We start from the raw sequence: 21,704 nt of genomic DNA on the forward strand, positions 1-21,704 counted from the left end.
TGACACCATGAAAGTTCCTACGCCTGATTATGATGGCGTCAAAAATGAAAAGACAAAGGCTTTCGTTCACCATATATTTCCATGAAATTACGCGTGCCCTGCTCAGAAGAAAACCACGCCAAATGACGGCCAATCACCGAATTTGAACATTGACAGATGAAGACACATGTCCATCATTTTACTTTAACGGAAAAAAGGACGATAAATGTCATTAGGTTTTAAACTGTCATGGCTGGGATTTATGATTTTGGCATTGGCACATAAGGAACAAGTGAAGGCAGAACCGACAAATTTGTGCATGAAATGTCGGGCAAAAAGAGCCATTAATCGGTAACCTTCACATAGGGGAGGTCATTCACATGGATGCTTTGAAAATGATGAATGAAGCAGTTAACTATATTGAAAATCATTTGACGGAGACGGTTGATTTCGATGAAGCAGCGAGAGTCGCTTGCTGTTCTCGGTATCATTTTCAACGGATGTTCTCTTTTCTCGCCGGGGTTACGTTGTCCGAGTATATCCGCCGCAGACGATTGACGTTGGCTGCTTTTGAGTTGGAGAATGAGGACACAAAAATCATTAATATCACGATGAAGTATGGCTATCAATCGCCTGACTCTTTTGCCAGGGCATTTCAAAACCAGCATGGAGTAACGCCGACGGAAGCGAAGAAAAATGGCACCTCTTTAAAAGCATTCCCGCGGATGACCTTTCAATTATCTGTTAAGGGAGGTACGGAAATGAATTATCGGATTGAAGAAAAAGCGGCTTTTCATGTCGTAGGGAAAAAGAAAAAAGTGAACCTGATCTATCACGGTGCGAACCCTGAAATTGCCGAATTCGTGGGGAGTATAGGCCATACCACTATTCGCCAAATCGAATCGCTCTCTGACCAGGAACCCACGGGGCTGCTAAGTGTATCCGCTAATTTCACGGAAGATCGATCGAAAAAAGGGCAATTGGATTATTACTTGGCGGCCGCCACGACGAAGCAAGCCTCTGCAAATTTGGAACGGCTCGATATTCCTGCGCTAACATGGGCGGTATTTACAGTGGAAGGCACCTTCCCGGATGCCCTTCAGGATGTATGGGGACGCATTTTTTCGGAATGGTTTCCTTCGTCAGACTATGAACTCGCGGAAGGCCCGGAAATTCTTTGGAACGAGGAGGACGTGGAGGAAGGAAGCACGGTAAAAAGTGAAATATGGATTCCGGTGGCGAAAAAATAAGGAGAAGACCTTGTTTCCAGGGTCCTCTCCTTTTTCAAATGGAGAGTTTGACTGATAAATGTACGTTTACGGCTGATAAAAAAATGTGTATTGCACTTGAATAACGGACCTTTTTTAATCGGATTGGGCTTGTTCGGCTTCTTTAATATCTTGGGCGGTTTTGCCGACGTAATGATCGTATTGGGATCAACGTCTTTAAAAAGGCTATCAAGCATGTTTGTATCACCTTCATCAACGAGCGCGATAATAAATGGGTTATTCGCATCGATATCACTTAAGAGGTATATCGCGGGCGGGGGACGACCGGAAACGGAGAAATCGCTGCCGTCTGCGGACTGAAAAGGGAAAAGGAACGATTCGAGTCTTCAGGCTGGTCATCTGTGGACTGGAAACGGAGAAATCGGTCGAGCAGAGTCTTCAGAATGGTCACCTGCAGACTGGAAAAAGAAAAATGGACCATGTTGAGTCTTCAGGAATGCCATCTGCGGACTGGAAACGGAGAAATCGGTCGAGCAGAGTCTTCAGAATGGTCATCTGTGGACTGAAAAAAGAAAAATGGACCATGTTGAGTCTTCAGGAATGCCATCTGCGGACTGGAAACGAAGAAATGGACCGAGCAGAGTCTTCAGAATGGTCACCTGTGGACTGAAAAAAGAAAAATGGACCATGTTGAGTCTTCAGGAATGCCATCTGTGGACTGGGAACGGAGAAATCGGTCGAGCGGAGTCTTCAGGCTGGTCATCTGTGGACCGGAAACGAGAAAACCGCACATGTTGAGGTTCCGGGGGAGCGTACAGCGAACCGGTAAGGGGAAATCCAATCGTGTCGAGTCCCTAGAAGAGTGTGCTACATACCGGGAACGCGGAAATTGCCGGGAGCTGTCAACAGGAGTTGTCATTGGGGTATTTTTCTAATGGCTTTATTTTCGTCTCACATTCCATTATCCTTAAAATGGAGAAGTTTATTTAAAGAAGGGTTTTCAGATGAAAAGCATATACAGCGATATCATCCAATTTCGCGGTTCCCACTATGATTTTGGATACTGTCAAGGGGAGAAGCTGAAAAACACCTTATCCGTCATAAATCGGGAAAACCAATGGAAGGTGCGCACCCCCAGGTTTGACATAGACATCGGAGAGACAAAAGAAGCGATACGTGCATTTGCCCCCGGCGTATGGGATGAATTGCTCGGCTTGCAGGATGCGTTGGAATGGCCGCTGGAGCGTGTGCTGCAGGAGTATGGAGGTTATCGGGTGAATAGCTCGCCTTCAGGTTGTTCAGTGCTCGCCGGGGAAAATTATCTCATCCGCAATTACGACTATCACCCCAAGACCTACGACGGCCGTTTTCTTTTTTTCCAACCTACGGATCAAGGGTACGCGATTGCCGGACCGAGCCAACGCATCACTGGTCGGATGGATGGCATTAATGAAAAAGGACTCGTCATGGCTTATAATCTGACGAATCGAAAGAAGCCGGGTGCCGGTTTTATTTGCAGCATGATCGGGCGTTTGCTGCTGGAATCCTGCGCGGACGTAACAGAAGCGGTAGAGATGGCAAAAGAAATCCCTCATCGTCATTCGTTTAGTTATCTCGTTTATGATGCGAGGGGAGAAATGATGGTTATTGAAGCCTCGCCGCGGGGTGTCCATGCCCGGAATACAACGGCGTGCACGAATCATTTCGAGATCCAAACAAGGGAAAATCGCTTTCATCTTGATGATTCCAAAAAAAGGTTGGAATCATTGCAAAATAATGCCAGTCTAAACGCCCGCGATGCGTTTCGCCTTCTAAACGATCCAAAACAGCCCATATTCTCTGAGCGTTATAAAAGCTGGGCGGGAACGATTCATACGTCTGCTTATTTTCCGGAAGAAAGGAACGTTTGGATCGCTTTGGGCGGTGATCGTGAACCGGTGGTCTTTGATTTTTCAAGTTGGCTTGCGGGTGAAGACGTAACTCCGGATCGACTCACCGGAGAGGTGGAAACGGATTTGCCATTTTTGCATATGGACGAAGGGGCCGATTGGTTTAGGAAAAAGTAAATGAGTGGACAATCTGTTCATTTGTTATAAAATAGGCATGGAAGAAGAAAGAGGTGCCAATGTTGATCGACGTGCAAAACTTAAAAAAATCCTATAAGTCTTTTCAAGCCGTTAATGATAGCAATTTTCATGTGAAGGAAGGAGAGATCTTCGGGTTTCTGGGCCCTAACGGAGCGGGCAAAAGCACGACGATTAACATTTTATCGACGATGCTGCAGCCGACGGGCGGTTCCGTGACCATTAACGGCTATGATGTGGTGAAGGATCAAAACCGTGTGCGGGAGAGCATCGGCATTATTTTTCAGCAAAATACATTAGATGAAAAGTTAACCGCCAAAGAAAATTTAAAGCTTCATTGCAAATTTTATGGCGTACCCCGCTCAAAGCGAAAAGCGCGTATTCGCGAGGTTTTGGAAATCGTGGATCTTACCGATAGCCTCAATCTGCTCGTCGAAAAATTTTCCGGCGGTATGCAGCGACGGCTGGAAATCGCCCGCGGATTGCTCCATTATCCGAAAGTGCTATTTCTCGATGAGCCGACCGTTGGATTGGACCCGCAAACACGGGCGCATGTATGGGAATACATATTAAAGCTGAAGGAAAAAGAAAACATTACGATGTTTTTAACGACGCATTACTTGGACGAAGCGGAAATCAGCGACCGAATCGCGATTATGGATCACGGGGACATTATCGCCATCGATACGCCGAAAAGTCTTAAACAACAGCTAGGCGGAGATATCATCGAAATTACGACGACGGATAATGAAACCGCGATGAAAGAAATTGAAGCAGCATTTGATGTCATTGATTTATCAGAAAAAGATGGTGTCATTCACTGCAAAGTTGAAAACAGCGATGCTTTCGTTTCCGAGTTTATTAAAACGTTGCAAACCCCGCTTACGGGCTTGGATATTCGCAAACCAACATTAAATGATGTTTTTCTCTCCTTTACGGGGCGGGAAATCCGAGATTAGACAGGAGGAAATTGTTCGTGGAAGGCATTATCGCCATTTGGCAAAGAGATATGATCAAGTTTTTTAGAGACCGTCCACGTATGATCGGCTCCTTTTCGATGCCGGTTTTATTTTTGATCGTTTTTGGGGTTGGCATGGGCGGTGCCATGGAATCATTGGTTACAGCCGGAACCGGCGCGGAAGATTTTAATTACGTCGAATTTATTTTTCCCGGCATCGTATCAATGACGCTCCTCATGACATCTATTTTTTCATCGCTTTCGGTGATTCAGGACCGTGATTTCGGGTATATGCGCGAGATTCTCGTGTCGCCGGTTTCCCGGGTGAATATCGCGATCGGGAAAATGTTTGGGTCCGCCTCCGTTGCCTTTGTGCAAGGGGTTATGATGTTGGTGCTCATGCCATTTCTCGGCATGCGCATCGATATTGTTTCTTTTCTACAGTTGTTGCCGGTCATGTTTATGATCGCTTGTGCGTTTTCTTCCCTCGGGTTGTTGGTGGCGAGTTTGTTAAACTCGATGCAAGGGTTTCAACTTGTCGTCAATATTTTGGTCATGCCGATGATTTTTATGTCAGGTGCCTTGTTTCCATTGAATAATATGCCGGCATGGGTGGATTTTCTCGTCACCTTGAATCCGGTCACCTACGGCGTGGATTTAATGAAACATATTATGATCGATGTGGAGAATTTGAGTTCGATGGTGCGGGAAGAAATGGGCTTGAACCTTACATTTTTCGGCCAACCGGTCACTACTGCCGGAGAAGTGATCTTTTTGCTCGGGTTTACTGCGCTGTTGATCTTTCTTGCCACACTTACGTTTAGGCGTAAGAATTGATGGGGGGCGACCTTTTTGCCCCTTCTCATCATGCTATAATATACGTATTAGATAGCTAAAAAAAAACAGAAGATGGTGATCTCATGTATCTATCTGAAGACTATTATAATGATCTGCTTGTTAGGATGGCCCATCATTCCTCAGCGATAGAAAATAATACGATATCTTTGCCTGAATCTGTTTCCATTCTTTTGTATGATACTGTTCCTGCGAAAAAATCATTAAGGGAAGTTTTCGAAGTATTAAATCACAAAAAGGCGTTTGAGATCCTGCTTGATCAAGTGAAGCAAACGGAAGATTACATTTCCATCGTGTGTGAGCTGCACGCAAAACTATTGGATCGCCTGCATCACGAAAGGGGTTCGTTTAAAAAAGCGGAAAATGCCATTCTCGGCGCAAACTTTCAACCAACGCTGCCTTCTCAAGTTCATGTGACGATGAGACAATGGCAAGAAAATATTGCCTATAGAGAAAGTGCCGCTTCCTCAGAACAAGCTATCATCGATATAGCGGCTTCTTCCCATCTGCAATTTGAGCGTATCCATTCATTTTCCGATGGGAATGGTCGCGTGGGGCGTATGTTTATTATTTTTCTTTTGTTGAAGTACGATCTTCCTCCTATGGTCATTGAGAAATCAGATAAGGAGCGGTATATTTTTTTATTAGCGAACCAGGATGAAGAGGGACTGGCCGCTTTGTTTTCAGAAAAAATCACCATGGAAAAAGACAGACAGAAGAGGTTTGCAAACAAAGGGTAGACGCTACTGATGATCTAATATTTCTTTTAGCACCCGGGCATGATTATATGATTCTTCCTTTGCCGCGAAGATAAGAGTTATGTTTTTTTCGTGGATCTCGGCGAGGGTTTTTAACCGCTCCAACGCTTCGTGTTGTTTCTCATTTTCCTGCAGTTCCTTTTTGTAGTCTTCTTTAAACGCCTGGAATTTTTCCGGATCGTGTCCGAACCACTGCCGTAATTCTTTTGATGGCCCTGCTTCCTTTACCCATTCATCGATGAGGGCTTTCTCTTTTGATAGACCGCGCGGCCAGACGCGATCGATGAGGACGCGGTATCCGTCTGATTTTTCCGCCGCTTGGTAAATGCGTTTCATCGCAATTGGCATGTTTTCACCCCTTTCATTGTAGAATACCCTACATTTGACGTGATTTACAGTCAACACGGAATCTGTAAAAATAAAAATGTAAACACTTACAAATATAGGGCGAGGAGGATATCGATGACTCACAAACCGTTTCAAACGACAAGTGCTGCCGGTCTTCGGGAAGATTCACTACCATTTAAGCTTTTTCAGAAGGCAAAACGTTTTGGGGTTTGGAATCCGTCTGATTTGGATTTTACGCAGGATAAGAAGGATTGGGAAACATTTAGCGAGCAGCAAAAAGACGGAATCTTACGTTTGATTTCACAATTCCAAGCAGGAGAAGAGGCGGTAACAAGAGATTTGCTTCCGTTAATCATGAGCATTTCCAACGAAGGGCGTCTTGAAGAAGAAATGTTTTTAACGACATTTTTGTTTGAGGAAGCCAAGCATACTGAATTTTTCAGAATAGTCCTAAATGAGCTTGAGGTAAAGTGGGATTTGACGGAGTACCATTCGGACACCTACCATGAAATTTTCAACGAAATCCTCCCTTCGGCAATGGAACGGCTCGTACACGATCAATCTCCAGAGGCGGTAGCAGAGGCGGCAACCGTTTATAACATGTTTGTGGAAGGTGTGTTGGCAGAAACCGGCTATTTTGGTTTTTATCAATCGTTGCAAAGCATTAACGCGATGCCGGCGTTATTGGAAGGGGTTGGCAATTTAAAAAGGGATGAATCCCGCCATATCGCTTATGGAACATTTTTGTTGCAACGTATCATTAGCGAGCACCCGCACATTTATGATTTGGTTATGAAGAAAATGGAAGAATTAACACCACTCGCGATTCGGATCAATGAGGAAGGTTCGGAAGGGAATACTGATGAAGCAAAACGAAATACGATGAACTTCACGCAAAAGCAGTTGTCCACACGCATGCAAATTTTGGACAGAGCCCGTGACAAAAGACTCGAAGACATCTATAAACAAAGGGAAGACGAGGTAGGCATGGAAGAAGCGGATGCCGTACAGTAAAGGATAGAGGGGGCCCCCCTCTATCCTATTAATATACCTCGTAACTCTGTCCCGTCTGTGCACCTTCGACGCTTTTTTGGTACGCGAGTGCCACCTTGCCGCCGGGAACAGGATCAAAGCCGGCAAATAGATGGCCGATTCTTTCCGAGGATTCCTGCAAGAGGCTTGGGCTTACACTGTTAATGCGAATCCCCCGGGGCACCTCAATCGCGGCAGATTTTACAAATGAACGTATCGCGCCATTGGCCATGGCGGCAGAAGACCCTTGCGGGATGGGATCATCCATCATAACGCCGGATGTTAGAGTAAAACTACCGCCGTCGTTCATATAAGGAAGACCAAACAGAACGAGGTTGATTTGACCTTTCATTTTACTGTTGATAGCTGTTTCATTTTTCTCTGGTGTCAGTTCCGTGATCGGTGCAAAACCGGCACTGCCGGAGGCGTTAATGACAGCATCCACGTTACCTGTTTGTTCATACATGGCGCGAATGCTGGCTTCATCTGTAATATCCACCTGTACATCCGCCCCGTTTCTACCTGCGTGTACGATTTCGTGATTTTTGTTTAACAAATCGTACACGTTGCTTCCAATCGTTCCGCTTGCACCAACCAATAGTATTTTCATCATCATCATCCTTTCTTTCCCGCTAACTATAACCGAAAATAGGTTGGTTGAAACCTACATCTTTCGTAAATACTCCCTGATTTCTTTTTCAATAATTTGATCGTTATATAAGTCCGCATAAATGACAGATTGAACCTCTCCCCGATTATAGGCGGAGCATCCCTTGTCTTAAATACAGCACAGACTAAGCGTTTTAAGTCACCCTCGGCGACTCTAATGCTTTCGTAAGGCTAATCAATGAAGACAAGGTCGTATATGTCCTTTTTGCCACTTCAGGTACTTTTGCCTGAAGGGACAACCATCGCTTTTCAGAAATGGTTTTTTGGATCCCTCGAACAATTTCTCCAAAAATTAGGCGCAGAGATCCATCCGGATGCACGCTGGACTTTGCGAAGTTTGTTGGTTAACGTGTACAACCGATCTTTTTCTTTGGGTTGATTGATAAACGTTCGACCCAAGACAGTGCCAGTTGCATCGATGATAGAACAAACAGCAGAATTGTTAATCCCGAGGTCCACAGCGCATATTTTTTGATTTTTGATGCTTGTCTTATTGAGTTTTACATTCGTTTCATAGCTAATATTAAGAAAATATTTTTCCCGATTTTAACGAGTTTAGGGTTACATGCCTTCCAACCCCAGACGCCGCGTTTGTATAAATCTTGATCTTTAAACGCAATATCAATCCAGACCCAATCGTTTTTGTGAAAAATATTGATTTGGGCGGTTGTGTCTGATGTTCGTGTGAAGAGGATCATATTCACATTCTTTTTGAGGCGCCGCTCCAAGTGCAGCTATCGAAAATCATTAATAATTTTAAAACGGTCACTTCTCGATACATTCGCAAAGAGTTTCCCGATCATTTAAGCAAAAATGACGACGCTCGGGGGCTCAAGAAGGAAAGTGTTTATTTGGACGAATCTGGGGGTGGTCACGCTTGCAGTAGTATTGGCTATATTATCCGTCGTGGCAGAAGAGTTGGTTTCATCATTCGTGAATTTAACGTGAATAAAAAAACAGCCCGATCGCACGGGCTGTTTCTGCATTATTTATTCTTGGATGTCAGTATCCAACCATTCATCAACCATGTCTCGATTATCATCAATCCACGCCTGTGCCGCATCTCGCGGTTCCATTTCATTTTCGGCGATGTCGAGCATGACTTCGTTCATATCGTCGGTTTCCCAATAGAAGTTGTCAAGAATCTGATAGGCTTCCGGTTCATCCTCTTCCAGCCCTTCTCGGACCATCGTGCGGATTTCTTCCTCTTCTTCATAAATGCCTTCCGGATCCTCGAGGAAACGAATGTCATATGTGTTAAATTTCCAGTGTGGTTCCCATGCCGTTACTACAATCGGTTCTTCATTTTCCATAGCGTTCCCTAATGCTGCAGTCATGGCGGCATCACTTGACGTTTGTACAGAAATGTCTAAATCATACGCCTCAATGGCCTGCTCTGTTGAATCCACGACCCCGGCCCCAGCATCGATGCCAGTGATTTCATCAAAGTTGTCGGAATGGACTTCCTCAATACTGGTCACGTCCATATAATCCGGAACGGCTAAACCGGTGCGGTTTCCTTCCAAATTCGGACCTAGATCGATCATTTCATCTCCATAACGTTCATAGTCCGTTGCCATATCCGAAGGTAACCAACCGGCAACAAAGCCATCCGCATCCCCTTGGGCGACACTTTGCCACATGATGGCCTGCTCGACTTGATTTAAATTCACATCATATCCTGCTTCTTCCAAAACTAGCGCAATGACATTGTTTGAAGCCACTTCGGATTCCCAGGCAACGTAGGTGAGTTCGATTTCCCCGTTTTCATCTTCGGCACCTTGCCCTTCTTCAGCTTGTCCATCTTCTTGTCCGCCATTTCCGCAAGCGCTAATGACTAGCGCACTCAGGGAGAGGGGTAATATCCATTTGCATTTTATGGAAAAATGCATGAGTAGAAAACCTCCTATTGAAATAATATAGAATGTTTAATATTAACTAAATAATAGTACGTTGACTATAACATAAATAGACGCTATGTCAACGGATATTCGAATTTTTCGGCACTCCTGCGATTGAATTTTTCATTGGGTGTCGGTATAATTTAGATTAAATCAATTTTAAATGATTCGAATTTCTGTCGTTAACTTTAACGAGGTGATGTAATGGATGATATACGAAAGGAAAAAGAAGCCGAGTTGGAAGAGGGTAATCGATCCATCGAGGATAGTATTGCCGATACCATGGATATATACGGCTACACGCGTTCCGTTGGGCGGATTTATGCTATATTGTATTTGCATGGCGAGCCGATGACGCTTGATGATTTGCGGCATGAATTGGGCATGAGCAAAGGAAGTATGAGTCTGGGCGTACGCAGGTTGATGGACGATAAACTCATTCACCGTGTTTTCAGAAAAGGAGAACGGAAGGATTTGTATCAGGCAGAACAGGATTATTTTAAATTCTTCACAAGTGTTTTTTCGCGTCGTTGGCAAAGGGAAGCAAGTGTGAACATGCAGGGCGTCCGTCAGGCTCAGCCACGATATGAAGCATTGATTGACGATCCGGATACGCCCGAGGATATCAGAGAAGATGCCAAACGAAAACTTGAAAAAATTACAGGGTCTCTGCCTTACTATGATTTCCTGGACTTGCTCGTTGCTAAAACGGAATCCGGTGAGTTATTTCAGATGTTATTAGATGAAAAAAAATAATGGGTCAACACTAAAATCAATGGTTGATATTCGTGATTAAATATGGTAACACCACTAGCGAGCGAAGGAAAAACACGTAGACTCCTGTGGGAAAGCGCAGGGCGAAGACCCCGCAGGAAAAAAGCGAACTTCTTTTTTTTCGAGGAGGCTGAGCTCGGGGCCCACGGAAAGCGTAGGGTTTTTCCGTAGCGGTCACTACCAATCATAATTGCCCCTAGTTTGTCAGCCATAGATTTTGGTGAAGAGCCAAAATAATGAGAAAAAAATCAGCGTCTAAGCGCTGGTTTTTTTAGTTCCTCATCTTTAGACGGTACTAAATTTGACTTATTTCGACAACCTGATATAATACAATAATAGTTAACGTTTAATGAAAATTAAACGATTAAAATATTGTAAATTAAATATTAAAGTGAGGTGATGAAGTTCTGGCTGAATTGCAAGTAAATGGCCACCAATATAATATACGGGGTATTTTGTTTGATAAAGATGGGACCCTTCTTGATCTACACTTGCTATGGAGTTCTTGGTTTCATCAGCTTTTGGTGAAGATTAAAAATAAGCAACCAGGGGTTACGTTTAGTGATGAGGAAGTAGCAAAGGATCTAGGGGTGCATACTGAACAGCATCTTATTTTACCTAGAGGTCCCTTGGCGATAGGAACAATGCGGGACAGTGCCATTATTGTTGCTTTACACCTATATCGGCAGAAACTCCCGTGGAATGAAGCAGTTCAAACGGTGCGGAACACTATGGAGGATGTCAATGCAACGATTGATTGGGATCGATATTTGCAACCGCTTCAAGGATTGATATCTTTTTTGGAAAAAGCGTCTCAAAATGACGTGCAGATGGCGGTCGTTACATCCGACGATACGGATATTGCCGAGGAACACTTACATTTATTGAATATCCATCATTTTTTTCATAGTATCATAGGATCTGACCAAATTGACCGGCCTAAACCTTTTCCTGACATTGGGCATAAGGCATGTCAAAAACTAATGGTTGATCCGACGCATGTCGCTGTCATTGGGGATACAAACGGCGATATGAATTTGGGTGACAATTTGAATGCAAAGGTTAATATCGGAGTCGTTGCCCATGACGATCCAAATGCTTCGCACTTGACTGATGCTGATCATATTATTCATGACTATGGTGAATTATCGATCCATACATGATTCATTTGGGAAATGGTCAAAAAATGGTTATTTTTAACTGAAAAGGAGCGATTGAATACATGAAACTTAAATTACCTGGTGTGTTACTAGGATCCGTTTTTGCATTAACTGCATGCGGAGATGATGACAGTGTCTCGATCTATACACATAACGTAGAAGATGAAATGCAACCCATGGTGTCGGATATGGAAGAAGAAACCGGTATAAATGCCGATTTTCTGAATTTATCCAGCGAAGAAGGATTTAGCCGGGCTGAATCGGAATTCCCGGATGTCGGAGCAGAGGTACACTGGGGACAGTTGCATAGCTTAGCCCTTCTTGCTCAAGAAGAAGACATGCTAGGTTCTTATCAATCTCCTGAATGGGAAGATGTCCCTGATGAATTTAAGGATCCGGATGGACAATGGTATGGCTGGTCTTATTGGTACAACGAGTTGGCCGTTAATACAGATATCGTGGATGAATTAGGCTTGGACACTCCATCTTCTTGGGAAGACCTCATTGACCCTCAATATGAAGGAGAAATTGTCATGCCGGATCCCAGTGTTTCAGGAACAGGCTTTCTATTCGTATCCACTATTATTCAAATGTTGGGTGAAGAAGAAGCATGGGAGTACTTTGAACAATTGGATGAAAATGTAGGCCAATATGTGGAATCAGCTGACGTCCCGGGACAATTGGCTGCTCAAGGAGAATACGCAGTGGGCATTACCTGGGATCAAGCTGTTGCCGACTTTATCGAAGAAGGCTACCCAATTGAAGGAGTTGTCCCGGATGAAGGTGTAGGTTATGACTTGGATGTCATCTTTATATATGAGGGCAATGAAGATAATGAAAATGTTCAAGAAATCATTGATTATGTCGGTTCGGAAGCAGGCATGGAATCTGCTGCGGAACACCGCTCTATGGTAACGAAGCCGGGTGTTGAAGGCATTGCCGGAGATGAAGAACCGAATATGATTGACTATGACGCGCTTTGGGCAGCGGAAAATCGCCAAGATATTCAAGATGAATGGGACAGTCGTTTTAATAGCTAGGAGGATAATCGTGCGATTTAAATCTACATGGAAACGTTTTTTCTCTGAACCGGGATTTGCAGTGGCAGCCATTATTGTGGCTGCCCTGCTGATTTTCTTCATATTGCTGCCTCTTTCGGCGGTCTTGCTGCGAAGCTTTGGTGTCGGTGCCGAGGGATTTACGTTGGAGTATTATCAGCAATTCTTTCAACACTCCTCATACTTTCAGGCTTTGTTAAATAGCGTCGGGGTGGGTATTGTTACAACCAGTATTGTTATTTCTATCAGCGTACCCTTTGCTTTATATGTGACGCGAACGAAAAGTACACTATCAAAAGCGTATCGAGGGTTATCTTTACTGCCTCTTGTGGCACCTCCCTTTATCTTTTCATTATCATTAATTATTTTATTCGGTAGGCGGGGAGTTGTAACCAATTATCTTAACGATATGTTTGGTGTGGAATTTAGCATTTATGGATTTTGGGGAGTAGTCGTTGCGCAGGTGCTCGGTTTCTTTCCGGTTGCCTATATGATGATTGAAACCTCTTTGCGTTCCATGAATCCAAGTTTGGAACATGCATCAAGGGATTTAGGAGCGAGTCAGACGCGCACGCTTTTTAAAGTATCTCTTCCCTTGGCCAGTACAAGCATTTTAAAGGCATCATTGATTGTGTTTGTTATGGCACTTGCCGACTTTTCCAATCCGCTTATTATAGGGGGCGAAACTTCTTTTCTGGCCTCAGATGCATACTTATTGGTGACCGGGCAGCAAAACATGGAAATGGCTGCGGTTCTCGGTGTATTCTTAATCGTGCCCAGTTTAATCGTTTTCTTGTTCCAGACTTATTTTATAAAAGACACTGATACCACATCGATCAGCGGTTCAGCGGGCAATCAAAATGCTTCACTTAATAAAGGTTTGCAAGGCATCACGTTTGGCATTAGCACGTTGATGACATTTTTTATTGTCATTATGTTCATCATGGTTGTCTTGGGAGCTTTTGTGCAAATAATTGGAGTAGATAATACATTTACGTTGGATCATTTTTCGGATCAAAGTGGATGGGGATTCATTTATACGAGTGTAATCGTTTCACTTTTTGCAGCGTTGTTAGCTGCTGGATTAGGTCTTTTACAAGGATATTTAACCGTTCGAAAAAATATCCCTGCTAAGAAATTCCTGGAATTTGTGGCTTTATTCGGTTTGGCAGTGCCAGGTACCGTTATGGGGATCGGTTATGTGTTGATCTTTAATGGACCACCATTTTTCCTAACAGGTACAGTACTATTGCTTGTGCTAAATATGGCGTTTCGGAAAATTGGGGTTGGTTTGGAATCAGGGATTAGTAAATTGCAGCAAATCGATCCCTCAATGGAGGAAGCATCAGCGGACTTGGGAGCAAAACCAACACGTACCATTCGTAAAATTGTTATGCCATTATTGAGTCCGGCTTTTATGTCCGGTTTTGTGTATACGTTTATGACCGCGATGGTTTCGGTTAGCTCTGTCATTTTCCTCATTTCACCGGGAACAAACTTGGCTTCTGCTTACATTCTAAATTTGGCGAATCAAGCAGCTCTTGGCAGAGCTTCGGCCATGTCCGTCATAATGATTGCCATTGTGCTCGTGTGTATGGCAATTCTTAAATGGTTAGAACGACGAAGCAACTCAGGGATTTGAAAAAGAGGGAGGTAATCGTTAATGGCACAGCAAGATTCAATAATTAGCTTAAGCCAAGTAAACAAAGCTTTTGATGATGTGCGAGCTGTTCAGGACATTTCGATTGATGTGAATAAAGGGGAATTGGTGACGTTTATCGGTCCGAGCGGTTGTGGGAAAACGACATTGCTACGAACCATCGCCGGTTTTTATCGTCCCACATCCGGGGATATTTACTTGAATGGAACACGGATTAATAATCTTCCACCTGAAAAACGGGAAACCGGCATGGTATTCCAAAATTATGCATTGTTTCCCCATATGACGATTTTTGAAAATGTGGCTTACGGTTTGGATGTGCGAAAAGAAACAAAGGAAACGAAGAAAAACAAAGTGCAGGATGCTTTGGTCCAAGTGCAGTTGGAAGGGTACGAAGAACGCAAACCAAGTGAGTTAAGCGGGGGACAGCAACAACGTGTAGCGATCGCCCGTTGTCTCGTTTTAAAACCAAAAGTACTGCTGTTGGATGAACCCTTATCTAATTTGGATGCCAATTTACGTATGATCATGCGGGATGAAATACGCCGTCTTAAGGAAGAATTAGATTTAACCATTATCTTTGTGACACATGATCAGGAAGAAGCGTTAAGTATTTCAGATCGGGTGATGGTACTGAATGAAGGCAACTTGCAACAATTGGATAAGCCGGAAGTCATCTATCAGCGTCCGGCCAATGAATTCGTTGCAAACTTTGTCGGTCATGCCAATTTATTATCGGGCCAAGTGAAACAAGAAAACAGTGATTCCTATTTTGTCGCGAAGGACTTACAATTTGCCGTTGAAAATATGGATGCCAAAAATGGATTAGTTTTAATCCGTCCGGAAATGATCGATATTCATCTAAATGGCTCCATTCAAGGAGTCGTCTTGAATAGAGTCTACCATGGGAACTCCATACGTTACGAAGTGAAAGTGGGCGATACCGTTCTTCTTGCCGACGATTATAATGTTTTCGGAAAGGATCTATATACAAAAGGGCAAACGATACGCCTGGATATTCCAAAAAAACTACATTTAATTTCAGCGTGAGACACGCTCCTAGTTAAAGAGAGCCGCACCTATTAGGGCGGCTCTCTTTATTATTCATCAACGACTGTAATTTCAGTAGATGTAAGGATGTCATGACCTTCATTTTCAAACATATAAATACGGTATTCTCCCGGTTCAAGAACATCCGTATCTCCCCAGCTGCCATCCAACAACAATGAGCCTTCACGATCTCCTCCTAGATACTGCCATTGTAAGGAGCTTATATCATCAGGTGATTCGTCAATTGGATAAATCCCTACCCAATCATTTGGAAAACCAGTAGCATCTTCCCATTCAACTTTAACCGGTTCACCATGTTTTTGTTCAGGCTCCACATTTAAGGTTGCTGATTCACTTGATGCCAATACTTCAAAGGAAGTTGATGCTCCTTCTTCGTCTCCATCAGCCAGAAATACAGCTTCATATTCTCCGGCAGGAAGCGGCCATTCACCGGCAGCAATAGAATCTTCGCCAAAAGAGATTGTACCTTCTTGTTTGGCTTCTCCAGGTTCTTGATTATTGGAACCGGTATAGTTCCAGAGCAGAGGATCCTCGTCTCGGTCCCCGTCTTTCGGGTAGATAGCCACTTGATCTTTTTCCGAAGGCTGCTCATCTACATAAAAATTCATATCAATGGTTTCCCCGACCTCATACTCCATTTGAGAAGGGGATACTTCCGCTTCTGGAGCAGATACTGAATCGGAAGTAAAGGTTGAGACGACCGCGCGATGGTCGGAAGGCCAATTCTCCAATTCAATATCGGAATAAGGGCCGACTTCGGCTACCACTTCGCTATTCTCTGTGATGGAAGGTCCGGCAGCATAGATAAAGTCAATACGATCATGTACTTCATCATCATTAATATCTCCCGGAGGGTCTCCCGGTGTCCAAGTATAACTCGGAAATTCTAAGGGGCTTTCATTAATTTCACGATAGGAATCCCGGAAGCCCAGATCGTCTAAATGCATAGAAACCGGCCATTCGACCACTGTATTGAAATTATCTTCCTTGGTTTCCTCTGTCCAATCAAGGTGGGAAGGGACGTTGAAGTCGCCTGTTAGAAATACCGGCACGTCATCTTTTTGTAGCTCTGTTAATGAGTCGAAACGGGATCTCATTTCCATCATATGGTGTCGTTCATTTCCGATGACTTGTTCAACGGTGAATTCGTCTCTTATGTCATAAGGGCCATAAGGATCGTGCAATAAATGGACATTGCTTACTGCCACCACTTCATCGGGTTCAACTTCTACATAAACGTAATCAGGATGGCCTACATCGATGATCGGGTAACGGCTAATGATTTCTTGGTTGTGGTCCGCATAATAACCAAGTTCGTCCGCTAATCGGTCCAAGTTCCCGCTTTCTTCTTGGACGCCGACAATATCCGCATCTGCTTCTTCAACAGCACGAACCGTTTCATCAAACGAAACCTCTTCGCCACCAAGCCAAATGTTAAAGGACATCACGCGTAATTCATGTTGATCTATCTTTTCCCACACATCCCATTCACCGGAATCATCTGGGTTTTCACCTTGTGTCCACCACTTGGCTTCATAAATAGTCCCCTCATGTTGAACGCGATCTCCATCTTCGTATGTGTCTTGTTCTGACCAAACGGGCAGGCTCTCCTCCCCATCGTTTGTACATTCGGAGGCCACTTTCCATACATCCCATTCACCGGAATCATTCGGGTTTTCGCCTTGTGTCCACCACTTGGCTTCATATATTTCCCCGTCATATGAAACGCGGTCTCCTTCTGTATATGTGCTTTCTTCCGACCACTCATCAGCCTCGCAGTTGGCTTCCTCTGCATTGGCCATTTGATTAAATGGCACAATCACGAAAAGAGCTGCCAAGATTACTTGCATAAATCTTTTCACGTTAATTCCTCCTGTTTGTTTTTTAAAAGTCTTGAGTACACCTCCTATTTGTTTAAAAATATTTAACCATATTAAACATACCATAAATTTAATAAAATTAGTATAATGTTTTTAAATGATTTGGCTCTTCACCAAAATCTATGGCTGACAACCTAGGGGCAATTATGATTGGTAGTGACCGCTACGGAAAAACACGACGCTTTCCGTGGGCCCCGAGCTCAGCCTCCTCGGAAAAAAAGAAGTTCGCTTTTTTCCTGCGGGGTCTTCGCCCTGCGCTTTCCCACAGGAGTCTACGTGTTTTTCCTTCGCTCGCTAGTGGTGCTACCATATTTAATCGCGAATATCAACCATTGATTTTAGTGTTGACCCAATGATTTTTATAGGTTTATATACAATTTCATTGACAGTTTCATCACTTCATGGTAACTTTGAATTATTCAAAACGTTTAATAAAAGTTAAACAAATAACTATACTACAAAAAGGAGCGTGATCCTTTGCGCTTACAAATGTATATCGACGGTCAATGGGTGGATGCTGTCGACGATGAAACCCGTGATATCATCAACCCTTATAATCAGGAAGTGATCGCAAATGTTACGGAGGGCAACGAAGAAGATGCAAAAAAAGCCGTTGCCGCTGCACGCCGTGCATTTGATAACGGAGCGTGGGCGACGACACCGGCGAGTGAACGGGGGGCGATCGTTCATGACATTGGCCGGCTGATTCGTTCGTCCCGTCAAGAACTTGCTGAGCTCGAAACGCTCGATACCGGGAAGACGCTCAGTGAAAGTCTCGACGATATGGACGACATCGCCAATGTGTTTATTTATTTTGCCGGTTTGGCGGATAAAGATGGCGGTGAAGTGATTGATAGCCCGATTCCGGATTCCACAAGCAAGGTTGTTCGCGAGCCCGTGGGCGTATGCGGACAAATCACCCCGTGGAATTATCCGTTATTGCAGGCCGCCTGGAAGTTGGCCCCGGCACTTGCCGCGGGAAATACGCTCGTGATGAAACCGAGCGAGATCACGCCGCTAACGACCGTGAAAGTGTTTGAGCTTTTTGAACAAGCCGGCGTCCCTGCAGGCGTGGCAAACCTTGTCCTCGGACCGGGCAATACGGCAGGTGCGCACCTATCCGAAAGCACGGACGTCGACTTGATTTCATTTACCGGCGGAATCGACACCGGGAAGAAAATCATGCAAGCCGCAAGTACGAATGTGAAAAAGCTCGCGTTGGAGCTCGGAGGCAAAAACCCGAACATTATCTTCGCAGATGCGGATATTGATGTGGCAGTTGATCAAGCATTGAACGCGGCTTTCTTCCACGCGGGACAAGTGTGTTCGGCCGGTGCGCGCGTACTCGTTGAAAGCTCCATGCATGACGCATTTGTCGATGCCCTCGTCAAGCGGGCGAAGCATATTAAACTCGGCAATGGTTTCGCGGAAGATACGCAATCCGGGCCGCTCATTTCTGCCGAGCACCGTGAGAAAGTAGAAGCATATGTCGCCATCGGCCAAGAGGAAGGCGCAAAACTCGCGCTTGGAGGAAAACGACCGGAAGCCGAAGAACTGCAACAAGGGTTCTTTTATCTGCCGACGATTTTTACCAATTGTACAGCCGATATGCGCATCGTGCAGGAAGAAGTATTTGGACCGGTGCTGACGGTAGAACCATTTGAAACAACAGAAGAGGCAGTGGCGAAGGCGAATGACACGATTTATGGACTCGCAGGCGCGGTCTTCACGGAAGACATTGCAAAGGCGGAAAACGTCGTTACCCAACTTCGTATGGGAACCGTTTGGATCAATGATTTCCACCCTTATTTTGCCCAAGCGCCTTGGGGCGGTTACAAACAATCGGGCATCGGCCGTGAACTCGGGCGCCCTGGCTTGGAGGAGTATACGGAGACGAAGCATGTGTTCAGAAACACTAACCCCGAGCCTTTGGAATGGTTTAAATAAGAGGAGGTTTTAGAGATGAGTCAAACGTATGATTATGTCATTGTCGGTGGAGGGAGTGCGGGTTGTGTACTCGCTAACCGTCTAAGCGAAGATAAATCGAAAAGTGTGCTCGTTCTGGAAGCGGGGCGCAGTGATTATCCATGGGATTTGTTTATTCAAATGCCGGCTGCTTTGATGTACCCGTCCGGTAATCCTTTATATGACTGGAAGTACTATACAGATCCTGAGCCTTATATGAATGGACGGAAAGTCTCGCATGCCCGGGGGAAAGTACTCGGAGGGTCGAGCTCAATAAATGGAATGATTTACCAACGTGGTAACCCAATGGACTATGAAAAGTGGGGCGCTGACTCGGGTATGGAAACGTGGGATTATGCCCATTGTCTACCGTATTTTAAACGGTTGGAAGCAACCTTTGGAGCAAGTTCGTCTGATGAGTACCGCGGACATCATGGCCCGATTAAATTGAAACGGGGTCCTGCAAAGAATCCTTTATTTCAGGCCTTTTTTGATGCAGCTGTAGAAGCCGGTTACTCGAGAACACCTGATGTCAACGGTTTTCGCCAAGAAGGGTTTGGTCCATTCGACAGTCACGTGCATAACGGGCGACGCGTGTCTGCTTCGAATGCATATTTGCGCCCTGTGATGAAACGCGAAAACCTTACAGTAGAGACGCTTGCTGTCGTTACCAATATTAATTTTGACGCCACTCGAGCTAATGGTGTGACGTGGCAAAGAAATGGGAAACAATTTCATGTTAACGCAGGCGAAGTGATCCTTGCAGGTGGTGCATTCAACACGCCGCAACTCCTTCAATTGTCCGGGGTAGGCGACGCTGAACACTTACGCTCCCTTGGCATTGACCCACTCGTTGATTTGCCGGGTGTAGGTGAAAACTTTGAAGATCATCTCGAAGCATATGTTCAGCATGCTTCGCCGGAGCCTGTTTCTGAAATGCCTAGTTTAAATAAAGCAAAAATGCCTTGGATTGGTTTGCAATGGCTGCTCGCGCGTACTGGCCCCGCAGCAACTAATCATTTTGAAGGTGGAGGTTTTGTCCGCTCGAATGATGATGTTGATTATCCGAATCTGATGTTTCATTTCCTTCCGCTAGCGGTTCGATATGATGGAGAAAAAGCGGATACGAAGCATGGATTCCAAGTACACGTTGGACCGATGTACTCCAACTCTCGGGGAAGCCTTAAAATACGTTCCCGCGATCCTTATCAGCATCCGAGTATCATATTTAACTATTTATCTACCGAAGAGGACAAGCGTGAGTGGGTTGAAGCAATTCGTACTGCACGGAATATTCTTTCCCAGCCGGCGTTAGAGCCCTATAATTCAGGTGAAATTTCCCCCGGGGCATCTGTCCAAACGGATGAGGAAATTCTGGAGTGGGTAAGGAATGACGCTGAAACAGCGCTCCATCCATCCTGCAGTGCAAGAATGGGATCTGTTTCAGATCCGATGGCGGTTGTAGACCCGCTGACCATGAAGGTCCATGGCCTGGAAAACCTGCGGGTTGTTGATGCGTCCGTTATGCCGTATACGACGAATGGAAATATCCATGCACCGGTGTTGATGTTGGCAGAAAAAGCAGCCGACATCATCCGCGGACAAAAGCCATTAGAGCCTGAATATAAGGACTATTATCGTCACGGCGTACATTCGAAAGACGCGGGCACCGTAGAAAAAAATCGGGTGGTGCGTTCATAACGAAACCGTCATGTATTTCGCTAGATGAAGGATCCAGTTTTCACTGGATCTTTTTTCTTTGTGATAAAATACAACACAGATGTGAGAGAGTTTCCATGAAAAAACGACCATGTGAACATTGATGTTTTAAAACTCGACGTTTAGGAAATGAATGGTCATGTAGAGGAATTTTAAAGATCGAGTCAAAAGCCTGTCGATAGAAGAAGCGTATAACTTTTGCTGAATGTTGAAGGGGGTGTACCTACGATGAATAAAGCAGCAAAATTCATGATTGCCATTTTTGCGGTCATAGCCGTTGTCGTGAGTGTGGGATTGCTTTATACCTTTATCGTTGGCAGTGAAGCAGACATTGATGTCGAGCAAAACGCCAATGCCGAGGAAAGCACAGCGGCATTTAATTTAGATAAAGCTGCCGAGAATGCTGAAGATGGAGAAGTCATCTGGAGTGCCGACATTGGTGAACTCCAATTGAGTGATTTCAGCCTAAACGAAAACGGTGCCGGGTTAACCGTGGCTCTGTCGGATCATTCTTCAGAGGAAGTCGCTGAATGGAATCAAGCACTGGATGATTTGCCCATTAACTTTGAAGTAGAAGAAGAATAAAAATCAACCTCCGCGAGGT

Annotated in this window: 18 protein-coding genes and 1 pseudogene; 15 read left to right on the plus strand and 4 right to left on the minus strand. The window is 44.6% G+C overall.

What is annotated here, in order from left to right:
* Positions 1-359 precede the first annotated feature (359 nt).
* The 5 genes from HUG20_RS03380 (at position 360) to HUG20_RS03400 (ending at position 5,845) form a co-directional block, all read left to right on the plus strand.
* Positions 360-1,229 (plus strand): AraC family transcriptional regulator, encoded by an 870-nt coding sequence (locus tag HUG20_RS03380; RefSeq protein WP_200088074.1) that lies wholly within the window; start codon positions 360-362, stop codon positions 1,227-1,229.
* A 983-nt stretch (positions 1,230-2,212) separates the two neighbouring features.
* A complete protein-coding gene (locus tag HUG20_RS03385) occupies positions 2,213-3,274 on the plus strand; it encodes a C45 family autoproteolytic acyltransferase/hydrolase (protein ID WP_200088076.1) in 1,062 nt (353 codons plus the stop codon).
* Between the two features lie 59 nt (positions 3,275-3,333).
* Positions 3,334-4,251: an ATP-binding cassette domain-containing protein gene (locus HUG20_RS03390; RefSeq protein ID WP_425504089.1), complete on the plus strand. Its 918-nt coding sequence runs from the start codon at positions 3,334-3,336 to the stop codon at positions 4,249-4,251.
* A gap of 17 nt (positions 4,252-4,268) precedes the next feature.
* A complete protein-coding gene (locus HUG20_RS03395) occupies positions 4,269-5,087 on the plus strand; it encodes an ABC transporter permease (RefSeq protein WP_200088087.1) in 819 nt (272 codons plus the stop codon).
* An 83-nt stretch (positions 5,088-5,170) separates the two neighbouring features.
* Entirely contained in the window at positions 5,171-5,845 is a 675-nt protein-coding gene (locus HUG20_RS03400) for a Fic family protein (RefSeq protein WP_200088089.1), read from the plus strand.
* 3 nt (positions 5,846-5,848) lie between these two features.
* Here HUG20_RS03400 and HUG20_RS03405 read toward each other — a convergent pair whose 3' ends face one another.
* Positions 5,849-6,211: a DUF488 domain-containing protein gene (locus tag HUG20_RS03405; RefSeq protein WP_200088091.1), complete on the minus strand. Its 363-nt coding sequence runs from the start codon at positions 6,209-6,211 to the stop codon at positions 5,849-5,851.
* 114 nt (positions 6,212-6,325) lie between these two features.
* Between HUG20_RS03405 and HUG20_RS03410 the strand changes: the two genes are divergently transcribed.
* Entirely contained in the window at positions 6,326-7,225 is a 900-nt protein-coding gene (locus tag HUG20_RS03410; RefSeq protein WP_200088093.1) for a R2-like ligand-binding oxidase, read from the plus strand.
* Between the two features lie 28 nt (positions 7,226-7,253).
* Here the strand turns inward: HUG20_RS03410 and HUG20_RS03415 are convergent, their stop codons facing one another.
* Entirely contained in the window at positions 7,254-7,853 is a 600-nt protein-coding gene (locus tag HUG20_RS03415; RefSeq protein ID WP_200088095.1) for a short chain dehydrogenase, read from the minus strand.
* Between the two features lie 745 nt (positions 7,854-8,598).
* Here HUG20_RS03415 and HUG20_RS19900 point away from each other — a divergent pair.
* A pseudogene (locus tag HUG20_RS19900) lies at positions 8,599-8,725 on the plus strand (transposase); the annotation flags it as partial.
* Positions 8,726-8,901: 176 nt separating this feature from the next.
* Here the strand turns inward: HUG20_RS19900 and HUG20_RS03425 are convergent.
* Complete coding sequence (locus tag HUG20_RS03425; RefSeq protein ID WP_200088097.1) at positions 8,902-9,804, minus strand: glycine betaine ABC transporter substrate-binding protein; 903 nt, start codon at positions 9,802-9,804, stop codon at positions 8,902-8,904.
* Between the two features lie 213 nt (positions 9,805-10,017).
* Between HUG20_RS03425 and HUG20_RS03430 the strand changes: the two genes are divergently transcribed.
* The 5 genes from HUG20_RS03430 (at position 10,018) to HUG20_RS03450 (ending at position 15,515) form a co-directional block, all read left to right on the plus strand.
* Entirely contained in the window at positions 10,018-10,569 is a 552-nt protein-coding gene (locus HUG20_RS03430) for a GbsR/MarR family transcriptional regulator (RefSeq protein WP_200088099.1), read from the plus strand.
* A 473-nt stretch (positions 10,570-11,042) separates the two neighbouring features.
* The gene (locus HUG20_RS03435; protein WP_200088101.1) at positions 11,043-11,750 is read left to right on the plus strand and encodes an HAD family hydrolase; all 708 of its coding nucleotides are present in this window, start codon (positions 11,043-11,045) and stop codon (positions 11,748-11,750) included.
* 59 nt (positions 11,751-11,809) lie between these two features.
* Positions 11,810-12,787 (plus strand): extracellular solute-binding protein, encoded by a 978-nt coding sequence (locus tag HUG20_RS03440; protein WP_246476520.1) that lies wholly within the window; start codon positions 11,810-11,812, stop codon positions 12,785-12,787.
* 10 nt (positions 12,788-12,797) lie between these two features.
* On the plus strand, positions 12,798-14,447 hold the full coding sequence (locus HUG20_RS03445; RefSeq protein ID WP_246476521.1) for an ABC transporter permease: 1,650 nt from the start codon (positions 12,798-12,800) through the stop codon (positions 14,445-14,447).
* Positions 14,448-14,468: 21 nt separating this feature from the next.
* Positions 14,469-15,515 carry an ABC transporter ATP-binding protein gene (locus tag HUG20_RS03450; RefSeq protein ID WP_200088105.1) on the plus strand — a complete coding sequence of 349 codons (1,047 nt, stop codon included), beginning with the start codon at positions 14,469-14,471 and terminating at the stop codon, positions 15,513-15,515.
* A 50-nt stretch (positions 15,516-15,565) separates the two neighbouring features.
* Here HUG20_RS03450 and HUG20_RS03455 read toward each other — a convergent pair whose 3' ends face one another.
* Positions 15,566-17,398, minus strand: coding sequence for a carbohydrate-binding protein (locus tag HUG20_RS03455; protein WP_200088112.1), 1,833 nt, complete (start codon positions 17,396-17,398; stop codon positions 15,566-15,568).
* Positions 17,399-17,893: 495 nt separating this feature from the next.
* On the opposite strand from HUG20_RS03455, the gene betB reads away from it, so the two are divergent.
* The 3 genes from betB (at position 17,894) to HUG20_RS03470 (ending at position 21,685) form a co-directional block, all read left to right on the plus strand.
* On the plus strand, positions 17,894-19,363 hold the full coding sequence (gene betB / locus HUG20_RS03460; RefSeq protein ID WP_200088119.1) for a betaine-aldehyde dehydrogenase: 1,470 nt from the start codon (positions 17,894-17,896) through the stop codon (positions 19,361-19,363).
* 15 nt (positions 19,364-19,378) lie between these two features.
* Positions 19,379-21,082 carry a choline dehydrogenase gene (betA, locus tag HUG20_RS03465; protein WP_200088128.1) on the plus strand — a complete coding sequence of 568 codons (1,704 nt, stop codon included), beginning with the start codon at positions 19,379-19,381 and terminating at the stop codon, positions 21,080-21,082.
* A gap of 246 nt (positions 21,083-21,328) precedes the next feature.
* Complete coding sequence (locus tag HUG20_RS03470; protein WP_200088130.1) at positions 21,329-21,685, plus strand: hypothetical protein; 357 nt, start codon at positions 21,329-21,331, stop codon at positions 21,683-21,685.
* Positions 21,686-21,704: the final 19 nt, after the last annotated feature.

Source organism: Salicibibacter cibi, from assembly GCF_016495865.1.
GTDB classification, from domain to species: Bacteria; Bacillota; Bacilli; order Bacillales; family Marinococcaceae; genus Salicibibacter; species Salicibibacter cibi.

Bases quoted from the DNA above. Each gene is read 5' to 3' on its own strand.
- HUG20_RS03380 (WP_200088074.1), top strand. From the start codon at position 360: ATGGATGCTTTGAAAATGATGAATGAAGCAGTTAACTATATTGAAAAT.
- HUG20_RS03385 (WP_200088076.1), top strand. From the start codon at position 2,213: ATGAAAAGCATATACAGCGATATCATCCAATTTCGCGGTTCCCACTAT.
- HUG20_RS03390 (WP_425504089.1), top strand. From the start codon at position 3,334: ATGTTGATCGACGTGCAAAACTTAAAAAAATCCTATAAGTCTTTTCAA.
- HUG20_RS03400 (WP_200088089.1), top strand. From the start codon at position 5,171: ATGTATCTATCTGAAGACTATTATAATGATCTGCTTGTTAGGATGGCC.
- HUG20_RS03405 (WP_200088091.1), bottom strand. From the start codon at position 6,211: ATGCCAATTGCGATGAAACGCATTTACCAAGCGGCGGAAAAATCAGAC.
- HUG20_RS03410 (WP_200088093.1), top strand. From the start codon at position 6,326: ATGACTCACAAACCGTTTCAAACGACAAGTGCTGCCGGTCTTCGGGAA.
- HUG20_RS03415 (WP_200088095.1), bottom strand. From the start codon at position 7,853: ATGAAAATACTATTGGTTGGTGCAAGCGGAACGATTGGAAGCAACGTG.
- HUG20_RS03425 (WP_200088097.1), bottom strand. From the start codon at position 9,804: ATGCATTTTTCCATAAAATGCAAATGGATATTACCCCTCTCCCTGAGT.
- HUG20_RS03430 (WP_200088099.1), top strand. From the start codon at position 10,018: ATGGATGATATACGAAAGGAAAAAGAAGCCGAGTTGGAAGAGGGTAAT.
- HUG20_RS03440 (WP_246476520.1), top strand. From the start codon at position 11,810: ATGAAACTTAAATTACCTGGTGTGTTACTAGGATCCGTTTTTGCATTA.
- HUG20_RS03450 (WP_200088105.1), top strand. From the start codon at position 14,469: ATGGCACAGCAAGATTCAATAATTAGCTTAAGCCAAGTAAACAAAGCT.
- betA (WP_200088128.1), top strand. From the start codon at position 19,379: ATGAGTCAAACGTATGATTATGTCATTGTCGGTGGAGGGAGTGCGGGT.
- HUG20_RS03470 (WP_200088130.1), top strand. From the start codon at position 21,329: ATGAATAAAGCAGCAAAATTCATGATTGCCATTTTTGCGGTCATAGCC.